Origin of the sequence: uncultured Holdemanella sp. (assembly GCF_934772795.1) — a bacterium.
Lineage (GTDB): Bacteria > Bacillota_I > Bacilli_A > Erysipelotrichales > Erysipelotrichaceae > Holdemanella.
The window spans coordinates 1-13,191 of the sequence record NZ_CAKVMR010000060.1 but is presented as its reverse complement, the minus strand read 5'-3'; the positions used below and the strand labels follow the sequence as shown (position 1 = coordinate 13,191).

The window sequence follows — 13,191 nt, the reverse complement described above, 5'->3', positions numbered from 1 at the left end:
ATGCAATCCTATAAAGGAAAAGCTGTAAAACCCTTGTAAACAAAGGCTTTACAGCTCAGCTTCAACTATTCAAACTCGGCAAATCCAAAGATATTCTTAAATATATTTGTTTAAGTTTTGTGTCTTTTTTGCCGTTATTTTATTTCAGTTACATATATTATTTTGGCTCACTGATTTTCTGTTGCCAATTTGTTGCCATTTTATTATAACTGCTCTGAAATTGCTTCGCAATCATTATTTTGAAAATACGCTTCAAGCCACACCTGTTTTGCGTCCAATGCGTTCGCTAATGCACTCTCTATGCTCTCGCCACAAGTAATGCAACCTGGCAGATCTGGATAAAAATTCACAAATCCGCCTTCATCTTTGTCTTCTACAATTTCCATGCGATAGGACATTGCCATGTAATCATTCGGTATCCCCATTGTTCTTTTCCACACAATCTATAACTTCCCAATATCCATTTTTAGGAGAACCATGCCGGATAAGAATACCAAGTTCTTTTAATTTCTTAATATTTTTTTCTATGCTCCGGCTTCCCATACCTAATTGTTCTGCTATTTTTGCTGCCGATAGTTGCCTATCACAGAGAAGAAGATTCACAATTTTCTTCTGTGTATCCGACAATTCATAACCTCTAATTATATCCGAACCTTCTCCGACTCTTCTCCGACTCTTCTCCGAACTTTCTCCGGCTTCTTTCTCCAACTCTGTCATAGAATTATTTCTAAATAATTCTACCCGAAACATATTATCGAATTCTTGAAATTTGGGTTCTGGAAGATCATATTCCTTCGCCGCATTAAAAATTCTCTTTATACCACTGCCCCAGGCTTCCACAAGCCCCATCTGACTAAAAATATTAGCAATTGCTTTATTTCTGATTTTTGAATGACCGTTCATGACTTCCTCGTAAGTCAGTCCATTATATAGTCCGCCTGGCGAAGTCACTTCCAGTCGATCATCATAAACTGCAACCTGAATACAGGATTCGTCCAATAAATTTCGATGACAATGTGCATTAATAATCATTTCTCTGATTGCCTCTGGTGGAAGCTCATATTTTTCCTTTCTCACCAGACCCTCAATTGTTGCTCCAAGTCTTATATTTCTCAGTACAAAATCCACAGCCTCTTCAATCTGCGTATAAATCGGTCCTGTAAATTCTCTTTTATCCAGAAATATAGCCCGATCTATTCCTTTAAAGACTGCACATTGGGTTTTAGAAAACGGAAAATAATCAGAAGTTAACAATGCATAGGCATTCGTTGCTAATAACTGTCCCTCATTTTGTTTCAGAATTTTCCAGTTAATAAGCTGCTCTTTCTTCACTGAACGTTCTGTCATTCCAGCTTTTTCACGAAAACTTTCAATGTCACTACAAAGCTTTTCTGTTGCTTCTTTTGAAACAGGATATCCTACACAAGTAAGTTCATCCCACGAAATTCTGGCTCCTTCCATTTCAAGTTCTCTTATTTTCTCTGGAAAAGCCTGTCTAGATGTACCTGCCACACGAATATAGGTACCATTCTCTTTTCCTTTTGATTTCAGATAATATGGGCGGTTCTTTCCTGCTTCTACTGATACAATAATCACAGTTTTCTCATCTACTGTCTGCGGTTCAATATCTGGAATAATTTGTGGCATACAAGAATCTGAAACAGCATTGGCAATTCCATCCATTAACTGAAATAATATATCATTTTCCACACCCACAATCTCGTGTGTCTTATCATCTACGCCTACAACCAGCTTTCCGCCCTGGGTATTGGCAAAAGCTACGATTGTTTTCATGTACTTTTCACTTTTATCTGGTAAAGTAACTTTGTATTCAATATTTTTTGATTCTCCAGAAAACAATGTGTCTCTTGCCATTTTTCATACCCCATTTTTCATTATTTCTCGCACCACTGGTGCGATATTTTATTTTGCTACTTGTATTGTACCCTATTATGAGTGTTAATCAAACATTTTTATTGACCATTTTCCCCTTCAAAATCCACCGGCTGTATGTGAATCCCTAAAATCCGATAAACTAAGGTTCCATCTTATGGATAAAAAGCTGTGCTTCTTAGATAAAAGCCTAATAATCATAGTTCTCTATAAAAATGACTCATCATAATCATTACTGCAATAAACATATTCCATATTATGCGTTAATGCGCAAGTAGTATGACATACAAAGACACGTTGTATTGTCATCTATCACATTTCTTAATTTTGGCACACCATAAAGCAAATATGATTCTGTCTTCCAGCAAAAAAAACATTTCTTATCTTTTTCTACATATTTGCACCCGCCTTTAAAATTCCACTCAATTTGTTTTTTTGCAGCTTTTATATTATTAGATTGTGCATAATATATTGATAAATTTGATTTACCCATATTCTCTGTAAGCGCAGCAGTAAATTGACTATCAAATGCCCAATCGTCAAGATTATCTACATATAAATCCACATCCGAAGATTGAGAAACAATGTATTTTAGAATATCTCTATATTCACCATCCATTAATTTTCTATCATTAAAAACTTCATCTGTGATAAGGGTATAATCAATACCTTTTTTGTTTTTTGTAAAATGTATCTTTTTTAACTCATCATATAGACCACTCTTTTCTTCAAGAATCTCTCCTTCATACCCCTGTTGATTAATTCTTCTATACTTAAAATGGTTCTTTAATACCTTTTTATTATTTATCTGTTCAATGATATAATCTTTGTACAATTCCAACAACTCTTTATGCTTATTTGATACTTGTACAATATCAATATCCAAACCATTCGAGCTTACATATATGTGAATTGGTATTTTAATATATTTAACAAACGTACTATCAACCTTATCTATTTTCAACAATTCTTCTTTTACCGGCTGAACTCCCTCTGAAAAATACAAAAAATTTTCTTCGTCAAATATCTGAGATACCCTTTTGAATTGCTCTATATAATATTTGACTTCTCCAATAGGAATTACTGGTTTCAATTTTCCATCGTTATCTCGTACATTATTTAGCAATTCATACGCTGAGGAATCAATAATATTCCCTAAAATTCCATCAAGACATACATTTTTCAAAATATCTTGCTTTTTTTCTGTTCTATTAAGATTGTTTAACGCCTCTCTACCTGCTGTCATCATCTTACATGAATTAGTCGATACCATTACAAGATTTTTTGAATACAAATCTGCTAACGTTACATCTAACAACTTTCGTTTCAATCCTAATATCTGAGCTATCTCATCAATTTGATAGACACCTACATCAATAAGCTGAAGTACTTTTTCTTCAACAAGACTAATTGGCATAATGGTTCTTTTGGTTACAATCAATGATGTCTCATATATTGGTACGTAAACTAAATCAGAAAAAAGATAATCATATCCTTCATTTACAGGTATAATGTGTTGGAACAAATCTTCCATTAATTTTTTCAAAATAGATTTCCTCCCTTACATGAAATAATCTTGCAATGATCGTGAGTTCTAATGTAGTCTATTATTTCAATAAATTTATTATTTGGATCATTATAATTATAAAAGAAATTTAAGTCACCACAGATTATCAACAATTTTTTTGCCCTAGAAAAAGCAACATTTACACGCTCCTTTTCTTTCTGGAATCCAATTGAATTATCTGTTCTTACTGTACTATACATAATAATATCATTCTCGCGTCCTTGAAATGCATCTAACACATTAATATCAATTTGTGCAATTTTATCATATCCGATTGCTTTAACTGAATTTCGAAGAATATCTTTTTGTCCACTATATCCGGTAATTATCCCTATATCTTGGTTATCTAATTCATTCGATTTCTTTAAATCCTCAAGAATATCTAAAATAATACGTTTTTCTTCCTCATTCATGAATGAATTTCCTTTGGTTTTCTTCTGCTTCCTTCTTCTGTTTTCTGAAGTATCAAACCAAATTATAGAATTACCTTCGTATCTCGATAGTCCATGAAGTTTATCTTCGTCCTTGCACCCAGTATCAATTGTTCCTCCATAGAAAACAGTACTAATCAAATTTCCAATATTTCTTATCATTCTATATTGGGTACTTAAAACTTGCTTGTGTGAATTTGGTAATGTTTCGAATAATATATCAAACATTCTATATTCTGGATTTTTTGTAAGTTTTGCAATCTTTGGAGATATGCTTTGGTCTGCATAGGCTGGTAACTGATTTTGATCTCCTACTAAAATTATCTTTTTTGCTTTGATTATAGAAACTAGCAATTCCGGCGTTGTTGCCTTTGCCGCTTCATCAATAATAACATAATCAAATTCCATATCTTTAACAAAACTATTTGCTAAAAAACCTATACATGTTCCTGCTATAACCGTAGCACTTCGTACTAACTGATAATCAAGGCAGTCCTTTTCTACAGACCTATCAATCCAATCCTTTTGTATTTCTTTTATTTTCTTCCATCTGTCAAGAATTCTCTGATCTGATATGTCTTGGTATACTTCTTCCATACTTTTGTCATACTCTTCAACATTCTTCTTCACATCAAAAAAAAGCTTGTCTCTATGAGCTGGCATCGTATATCTACAAGTTATTTTGGGTGATACATTTTTGTCAGCTCCTATTCTGACTATTTCTAAATCATCTGAAATAGTACTATCTAGGCCTTCCAAAATATTATCCACCGCTGTATGTGACTGCGAAACAATAAGTATTCTAGGACTATCTGCTGTTTTTATAGATTTCGTAACAACTTGTCCTATTATTTCCTTTATTACCTTTGTTTTCCCAGTTCCAGGTGGTCCCTGTATCAATCCAATATTTTCAGAGTTTAAAGCTTTTATGACCGCTTGTTGTTGTGATGTATTTAGCTTTTGTGCAATAAATTTGGGTTCAAATATCGTTGGTATCTCCTCTGGTTCTTCAACATTTAACAAAATATCTTTCAAATTTCGTGCAGAATACTCTTCACTTTTTAATGATCTAATTGCATTCATCTGACGCTTATAAGAACTGGTATTTGCGCGAAAGTCTTCCATAACATTGCTTTTCTTCTTAAGCAGTGTTCTTACATTTCCTTTTAACACTTTTTTAGGCATTTGTATAACTATTTTAACGCTATCATCATCACATATAATATCATCTAGAATACCCAATTCAAAATATACAGGTTGTCCTCTATCATCAACACCTTCAATAATAAATTTTGTATTTTGCTCCAACTCATCTATTGACTTATTTTGACATTCGTCTACTTCTAAAACAATTTGACCATTATCAATATACGATTCAGAATATACTATTTTTGCAACTTTGTCCTTTTCGCTAATAATAGATTCCTCTAATCCCTCTTGCCAGCTTCCAAATAGCTTATCAAATTTTTCTTCACGTTCCCTGTATCGTTCGTTCTCTTCACGTCTATTTTTAAACATAATCCATAGCTTTTTATTATCTTTTCCATTATGACATGTATATCTAAATCTAGAATCATAAAAAGAGAGCTTACCTTCAATTTTAAAACTTCTACGAATATTAATATTTCTACGATCAGTTGCAACTTCAAAAATCCTCATCACTTCAAAAGATTCTATTTTTTCATCATAACTACATTCCACTACGATATTTTTCCCTGTAATAATATATTTCCCATGGTGTTCATCATAATATCCGTATCTTTCTGAAAATTCCCTTTTTAAAAATGAATTGGTAAATTGCGTCATGTTCATGCTATTTTCAATTACCATACTGCGTTTCAAATAACGCATTTTTTCAAAATCGATAAAAACACTATAATCATTTGCAGATGTGTTTAATTCACCTATTAATTGTGTAAAAACATCTGTAATTTCATCTATAGATTCCGGTCTATCAGATGGGCTATCCTGAAGCATCGAACAAAGCATGTCTTTTAACACTTCATCCATACTAGATTTTTCAATCAAACAAATCGTTTCTACATTTGATTCTGCTTCTTTGCACAAAAATAATTCAGAGAAAATAACCCCCAAAGAATAGTAATCGCATTTTTCAGTAATATCATTTCCTTTTACAACTTCTGGTGCTGAATAATTTTCTGAAAACATTGGCATGGTAGTTTCTTTCTCAATAATTGTCTTTATCTTGCTTGAACCAAAATCTATAATTGTAATCTCGTCATTTACATCATCGTAAATTATATTTTGGGGCTTTAAATCTCTATGTATTACATCATTTGCATGTGCATTATATACTGCCTGCAAAATTTTTAAACATATTTCATACTTCTTCAATTGTGTGAATGAATGCCAATCATATAAATCCAAAGTCTTCCCATCTACATAATCCATTAGTATTGCACCATAATTAGATTTTCCATTATATTTTAATGATGCTGTTGTGTCCCTTATCTTTACAATATTACTGCATGAATTCAATACTTTAAGAGCTTCCATTTCTCTGTTAAATACTAATTTCTGAAAGGGCTCATTAATACCCCCATACAATTTCAAAACATATATCTTATCTTTTCCTCTAACCCTAACCTTAAGAATGTGATTATCCCATATTGGGGATTTATGCATTTTTTCTATCACAGTATAATTAAATTGTGATTCTGACATTTATTTTCCTCCTATAATCAAGTATTTTTATTGAAAATTCAAGATTTTACCTCTTATACTTCAGTGAATAACCCTCTGTCATAGACATTTCAATGTATCAAGTACTAGGATTGTCGCTCCCATAGTAATAAACACCGTTAGCTATTCTTCTGCCATATTTTCATCTGTTCTATAACTTATTCTTCTTATATTATACTGACAAATACAGTATAAGACAACGAATATTTGTACAATATTCCATTGCCTAATTTCAAAAATGCACCCGTTTCCGGGTGCATTCTCTCATCTACTACTGCTCAGGATACAGTTCTTCCAGCACATCTTCTAGCATTCCATCCTTTGCATAAGGCAAAGCATCTAACTGTCTAAAATTATGCTTGATGTCTTTCGTATCCTCATCAAAGCCCAATATGTAACTTGTTGCTATCTTATATATGATTTCCGTTGGAGCCAGTCCGTACACCTGCTTTTCAAAGATGTGTTTCAGACGTTCCTTATTGTCTGGGAATTGCTTTTTCATCTCGTCACTCTGATATAGCCTTTTTACAATCTCTGTAATATACAAACCTGATTTCATGTACAGATCAATAAATGTCTTATCCGGCATGTCAAAACATCCGGGATTCTCCTGTTCCAGCATGTCCACCATTTTCTTAACCATTGTCTTTGGTGTAAATATCTGATTGGTTTTCTGTGGTGGAATATAATCAAATATATCCTCTACGCTCTTTTCATCAAAATAATCGGCAAGCTTTTTCTTTAAGGCAAGAAATTCTTTTACAGAATCATCAAATACCACCGAATCGAATAGCTGTCCATCAAAGTGCTTAGTCTGTCCGGTTTCTTCCTCCACATAATCACCGCCATCACGTAGGAATTTGAACTGATCCAGTGTGATACTTGTCACTTCCAGAAATACTTTATCCGGAATGATGGTATCAAAGGTTGCCAGCGTTACCGTATTATCTCCATATGCCATTAAAAATGACGGAATTGTCCTCGAAAAGCCACGCAAGTGATCTCTGACACCATCCTCGATTGTTTCTTTTTCCCGTTCCTTTTTCTTTGTTTCAACTGTCTTGACTGTCTCTTTTGTAGATTCTTTTGCAAAATCAGAAATAGCGCTTGTCAATTCTTCATTGAATTTCTCCATAGCTTTCTTCTGTTTCTGCTCAAATTCTTTATCAATCTGTTCTGATGTTTTTCCAGTTTCATACCTTGCTTGCTGCTCTGCAACACGCTGATTTTCTATGACATTTCGCTCAATCTCATAATTGATATGTAATTTATCAATCATCCGGTCAGCTTCATGGTTCAGTTTTGATTCAATCTGTCTTTTATCTGCTGCTTTCATATCAGAGCCATATGTTGACTTCGCAGTATCCACAACTGCCTTGACTGCACTCTGCTTTACCGCCTCTTTCAGTTTGTCAATCGCTTTTTGTGCTTTGTCCGGAGTCTGTTCCATTTGCGTCATTGTTTCCTGTACCTGAGAAGTCACATCATAGATTTTATTTCCAAAAACATCCTGAGTTCTTCCAATCACAAATTCATCACTTAATGATACTTCTCCATTTTTATCCAGTGATAAATCTTTCTGCACTTCCTCCGTCAGATTTATCTTATTCTTTGGTTCTTCTATCGGTTCAAATTTTGTGATAATATCAATGACTTCCTTCGGTGCCCCAAAGATATTGCTGATGTTCTGAAACAGAAAGTTACTCATAAATCCACGTTTTACAACTTCAACAGAACGAATTTTTCTCGGAATTGTCAGTACCTTTTCCGCATCCAGTTCTACTAATTCTCCCTGTTCATCTTCACCAATTACAGGGAAGAAATTAAGCAATTCCTTTACATTTTCCTTCCGCTCCTCTGCAGTACCGCCACCCTTTGCTGTATTAGGATTCAGATTGTTTGCAAACTGCTCAAAGATAGTAAGTGTTCTTGCCGGATCAAAGTCAAATACATAAGCATTTTCTTTCCTCTTAAAAGATGTCCCCACCTTAAACAGGCAAGGATTCTGTGCCCGGAATGCCGCCTGCATATAAAGTGCCGGAGAACGCATATTACTAAGCATTAGCACTGCTGTCCATTCCGGAATTGTAATTCCTGTCGTAAGCTGTCCTACCGACAATGTAATTGTCTTTTCATGCTCGGCAATGGCGGCAACCACTTTATCATAAGATTTCATGGATTCATCATCGTCGTCCAGTTTTCCATCACCCGCAGCAAGAACAATTTCATACTCCTTAAATACCGGATGCTCTTTTAATTTCTTTGCCAATGCCTTTGCACTGTCTATCCTGTCAAGCAGCCAGAAGGTGTGCTTTAATTCGTCCCGCAATTCTTCCGTAGAAAATGGGAATTTTGTCTGTCTGGTCATGGCATCCAAAAATTTATCGACGGAAGATTCATGATTGAATTTTCCATTGGTAACAGCAAAAAACTCATTCAAATCGAAAGCATACTCTTCCGTTTCTCCGTTAATCTCTATGCCTTGATGCAGCTCATCTTTGATAATTTCTGACATCTGATAAGTGTACAGATTAAGCTGCGGCAATGTTGCATACGGGTTTTCTTCCTCCACTGAAGCATCCCAATCTCTCTTTTTCTTTTGTTCATCTGCATAGGTCCAGTTATAGATAGCATCATCAGCAAATTTATTATTGGCAAGTGCTTTAAATGGTGTACCTGACAAGTGCAACGTAAATTTACGTTTGATACGGTCAAATGCAACATCTGTTTTGTACGTATCCACGCCCTCATGTGCTTCGTCAATAACAAGGATGTCCCACTCCATATTGGCAACCTCACCTAATTTGTTATGCTCTCCGCCAAAATAAATGGAACCTTTCATATCCTGCAAGGATACAAATTCAATACATTTTACATTGTCACTGTCTTTTCCTGAGAGCAAATGTGTATATTCCTCTCTTGTCAGCACACCTTGTTTTCCTTTCAGTGTATCAACCTCACTCACGAAAAGATAACCAGATTCATTTCCCAGAAACTTTGCATAATCTGAAAACCATGAGTTTGCAATCGCCGGTCGGTTTGTGACGATCAACACTTTTTCTGCCCCAGTTTTCTGCGCAAAATCGTAGACAGATAATGTCTTTCCAAATCTCGGCTTGGCATTCCAAAGGAACTCTCCATTTTTATGAGTTGCTTGATAATCAACCGTCATTGTAACCGCACTCTGCTGCTCCTCACGCAATTTGTACGGAATCACTGTATCTGTGGTTTTTAATATTCCATGATCTTCTCTGAAATCACGAAACATCTGCTTTGATGTAGCACCATCCACATGAAACCACTCATTATTCTTGCCTTTTTCCTGCTCTATACCGGATTTCCGCAAATAAGCATGAAAGTCCTTATCTATGAATGTCTCTCCTGAACCATCATCAAAAGTGGCATTTCCTTTCCATTCAAGCTGCCACTTGATATCCGCAGTGTGTGTCTGTTGGTTGATACGAGTTTCTACATCCTGTTCTGTGTATCCTATCTTCGTCCAGCCATTATGACGAACCACTTCTGGAGTGGAATAGCCATAAAGCATCGGAACTACCTGTTTGGTTGTCTGAATATTAGGTTTATTCATGCTATTCCTCCTCATCTGTGATTATCCACAACATTTTTTATGTATGCTATATCACTATCATTCAGTTGTATTTTACTATAAAGCTGTTCATCTATATTTCTGTTAAAATCTATAATTCCATTATTCAAAGAATAATCTTCTATATCAGGAACGAGCAAACCAAGTGATGTTAGTGCTTCATCAGTCATTAAAAATGCATATCTTACCACGTAACTTTTTGCATATTCATAGAAATTCTTAGCCTCTTCAAATGTCTTAAAGGATCGTAGTGCCACTCGTGATCTTCCATATGCGGAATAATTATCAATTATGGCTATTTGGTTGTCTCTTTTTTGACCGCCTGCATTCGCACTAGAAACCACAACCTGAAATTCATCAATATATTCAGCATTCTGTTTGATTACACTTCTATCTGCCACAAACCATTTTGCTCTGCCTGCTTTTCCTGCTTTATCATTAGTAAATAACTTTATTTCTTTTCTAACATCTATTTCTTCTCCATCAATATATTCCCTTACTTTTGTTGGATTCTTTTCAACGAAATCACTTTCTATAGCAAATAACGATCGTGGCAAAATAGCATCATGCAAAAATTTGTAATTATTTTTTATAACAAAATTTCTTATTTTACTGCTAATCTCAATATCATTTGGATTTAACGGCATTAAATCGCTTCCCGGATTATTTGCACGTACTTTTTTTTCTAATCCATTTTGTGAATATATATAATCAAATCCGCCTGTTGCCTTATCTTGTTTTTTTGTAACTATTGTTACTCCATCAGCTAAGTCAGCCGCACTTCCAAATACTTCTTTAGCATCTGGATAAAATTCAATAGATGCTAATTTACAATCATTTATTAAGTCTTTTCCAAACTGTTTCAATCCTTTTCCAGATTGATGCATCCATCTTCCACCCGGATATATCAAAACAGAGCTTTCTTTAGCAATTTTATCTGCTTGTATCTGAAAATGCTGAAAAATATTTTTCCTTGGTTTTTGTCCATTTGAAGTTGACTCACTTTCAGCTTCTTCTTGATAGGGTGGATTCCCAATTACAAAATCAAACTTCATCTCATCTACCTTCCTTCATGCTTGTATACGTCAGCGACTTATCACTGCGCCAGTCATAGATCCGACAGTACACCTCTTCCGGTTCTTCTGTATCCTGCTTTTCCGGCTCATCTGCTACAACAAAGTCAAATAGACTGAATTGATGATATTCCTCTTTAGGCTTTCCAAATGGAATTGTCCCAGATATTCCGTCCATCTGCCACAAGTTCCAAACAATAACATTTACAATCTTTCGCAGTTCTGCATCTGTTGGAGTTCTGCCCCACCTGTCCTGCATATAATCCACAAAAGTTATGAGTAAATTGATTCTTGCAATCAGAAGGCTATCTCCCTGAAATTCATAACCGTACACACTCTGATATGCTCGAAGCACCCACTTGAACCATTCTTTTTCATTGACTGTGTTTTCATTTACCACACGCAGTTTTCTGTCCAAAATTCCTATCCGTTTCTTAATCTCAAGCAGTTCCCCGGTAGCTGCATCATAGCGTGACACAATGTATGGAGCTTCGCCACAGGTAATTTCAAGCCTTTTAGAATCGATATATTTTTTCCAACCATCTTCTATATCAAACTCTACTTTTTCTGTGTTCACCTGCCACTCCTGATTACGTTCAACATTAAAAACATCTTTTCTTCCAAACCACTCCTCATCACAGTGGTTATTCATTTTATTGCAAATCCATGATGGCGTGAACACCTCTGCTTTCGCTCTAGTGCGTTCCTGCTGTTGTTCCCTGTTCTTTAACACCCTCGGCTGTATCTCATACTGTGTAAATCCCTTTAAGATTTCTTCTGTCATCTGCTCAGTTTCTTTGATTGGAATGCCTTTGGAACTATATACCGATGTTGCAAATATAATATTTTTCTTTGTTGTCTTATCCTTCAGCAACGCTTTAAGGTTTCTACTGACCGGATAAGCATTCAGATCAATTAACTTATCCATTTTTATCCTCATTTCTAAAGCCAGCTATCTCTGATAGCCAGCTTGGAAAAAATGTATACATTTTTTCATGAGAAAAATTTGAACTTATGACTGTGAAATTTCATGAAGTTTTGACAGGAAATTACTGAATTTCGACTAATTTCGTGATACAATATATAAGAATAGTTTTATGTATACGATTACTGGAAATGTATACCATTTCAGTTAGAACGCATGAACTATTTAACTGGATTTTTCATATTTTACAGCTTTGCTATAAAACGTCTTAGGGCACATATTACAAGCCTTTGCAGCTTCTTCTATTGTGGTTTTCCCTGCTCTCCAATCTTTATGCATCTGATAAAAGTTTTCTGGAATTGGTAACGGCGGTCTGCCAAATTTCACACCCCTTGCTTTTGCTGCAGCAATTCCCTCCGCTTGCCTTTGCTTGATATTAGTACGTTCATTTTCAGCAACATAACTAAGTAAAGCCAAAACAACATCACTAATAAATGTTCCGAGCAAATTCTTTTCTCTGCGTGTATCTAATAATGGCATATCAATAACTACAATATCTGCTTTCTTCTCTTTGGTAATAATACGCCATTGTTCATTCAATTCCCCGTAATTCCTTCCCAGACGATCAATTGATTTGATATACAATACGCTGTTTTCATTCAATTTTCGCAACAAGCGTTTATACTGTGTTCTCTCAAAATCTTTTCCAGACTGTTTGTCCATATAAATGTGATTTTCAGGTACTCCCATCTCTGTTAATGCAATCTTTTGTCTGTCCTCATTTTGCTCCTTTGATGACACTCTCATATATCCATAGATGTTTATATCTCCCATATATTTTTTCTCCTTCGTCCATCTATATTTATTATTTACATTTAAATCGAAATATAACCACTGGAAGACTGATTCATAAAACCAGCCTTCCGATGCAATACATAATAATTATTTTAAGATTTCTGCTCTTACGATCTCCTCCGCACAAGCCCAGATAT

The 13,191-nt window shown here is 34.8% G+C and carries 8 protein-coding genes; all 8 read right to left on the bottom strand.

Translation table 11 applies throughout. The features are described 5' to 3' along the window. Positions 1-203: 203 nt before the first annotated feature. Complete coding sequence (locus Q0F04_RS09635; RefSeq protein WP_295752761.1) at positions 204-425, bottom strand: type II toxin-antitoxin system HicB family antitoxin; 222 nt, start codon at positions 423-425, stop codon at positions 204-206. Next, entirely contained in the window at positions 409-1,875 is a 1,467-nt protein-coding gene (locus Q0F04_RS09630; protein WP_295752759.1) for an ATP-binding protein, read from the bottom strand. Before Q0F04_RS09630 ends, Q0F04_RS09635 begins: the two co-directional genes overlap by 17 nt. 274 nt (positions 1,876-2,149) lie before the next feature. Continuing rightward, positions 2,150-3,439 (bottom strand): hypothetical protein, encoded by a 1,290-nt coding sequence (locus Q0F04_RS09625; protein WP_295752758.1) that lies wholly within the window; start codon positions 3,437-3,439, stop codon positions 2,150-2,152. Beyond that, positions 3,436-6,576 (bottom strand): AAA domain-containing protein, encoded by a 3,141-nt coding sequence (locus Q0F04_RS09620; protein ID WP_295752756.1) that lies wholly within the window; start codon positions 6,574-6,576, stop codon positions 3,436-3,438. Before Q0F04_RS09620 ends, Q0F04_RS09625 begins: the two co-directional genes overlap by 4 nt. 289 nt (positions 6,577-6,865) lie before the next feature. Beyond that, a complete protein-coding gene (locus Q0F04_RS09615) occupies positions 6,866-10,183 on the bottom strand; it encodes a DEAD/DEAH box helicase family protein (RefSeq protein WP_295752754.1) in 3,318 nt (1,105 codons plus the stop codon). An 11-nt stretch (positions 10,184-10,194) separates the two neighbouring features. Beyond that, entirely contained in the window at positions 10,195-11,256 is a 1,062-nt protein-coding gene (locus tag Q0F04_RS09610) for an Eco57I restriction-modification methylase domain-containing protein (protein WP_117823262.1), read from the bottom strand. Between the two features lies 1 nt (position 11,257). After that, a complete protein-coding gene (locus tag Q0F04_RS09605) occupies positions 11,258-12,202 on the bottom strand; it encodes a restriction endonuclease subunit M (protein ID WP_295752750.1) in 945 nt (314 codons plus the stop codon). 222 nt (positions 12,203-12,424) lie between these two features. Then, positions 12,425-13,033 (bottom strand): recombinase family protein, encoded by a 609-nt coding sequence (locus Q0F04_RS09600; RefSeq protein ID WP_071144559.1) that lies wholly within the window; start codon positions 13,031-13,033, stop codon positions 12,425-12,427. Between the last annotated feature and the right edge of the window lie 158 nt (positions 13,034-13,191).

Coding starts and splice junctions, on each gene's coding strand:
- Q0F04_RS09610 (WP_117823262.1), bottom strand. CDS start 11,256: ATGAAGTTTGATTTTGTAATTGGGAATCCACCCTATCAAGAAGAAGCT.
- Q0F04_RS09635 (WP_295752761.1), bottom strand. CDS start 425: ATGGGGATACCGAATGATTACATGGCAATGTCCTATCGCATGGAAATT.
- Q0F04_RS09620 (WP_295752756.1), bottom strand. CDS start 6,576: ATGTCAGAATCACAATTTAATTATACTGTGATAGAAAAAATGCATAAA.
- Q0F04_RS09630 (WP_295752759.1), bottom strand. CDS start 1,875: ATGGCAAGAGACACATTGTTTTCTGGAGAATCAAAAAATATTGAATAC.
- Q0F04_RS09600 (WP_071144559.1), bottom strand. CDS start 13,033: ATGGGAGATATAAACATCTATGGATATATGAGAGTGTCATCAAAGGAG.
- Q0F04_RS09615 (WP_295752754.1), bottom strand. CDS start 10,183: ATGAATAAACCTAATATTCAGACAACCAAACAGGTAGTTCCGATGCTT.
- Q0F04_RS09605 (WP_295752750.1), bottom strand. CDS start 12,202: ATGGATAAGTTAATTGATCTGAATGCTTATCCGGTCAGTAGAAACCTT.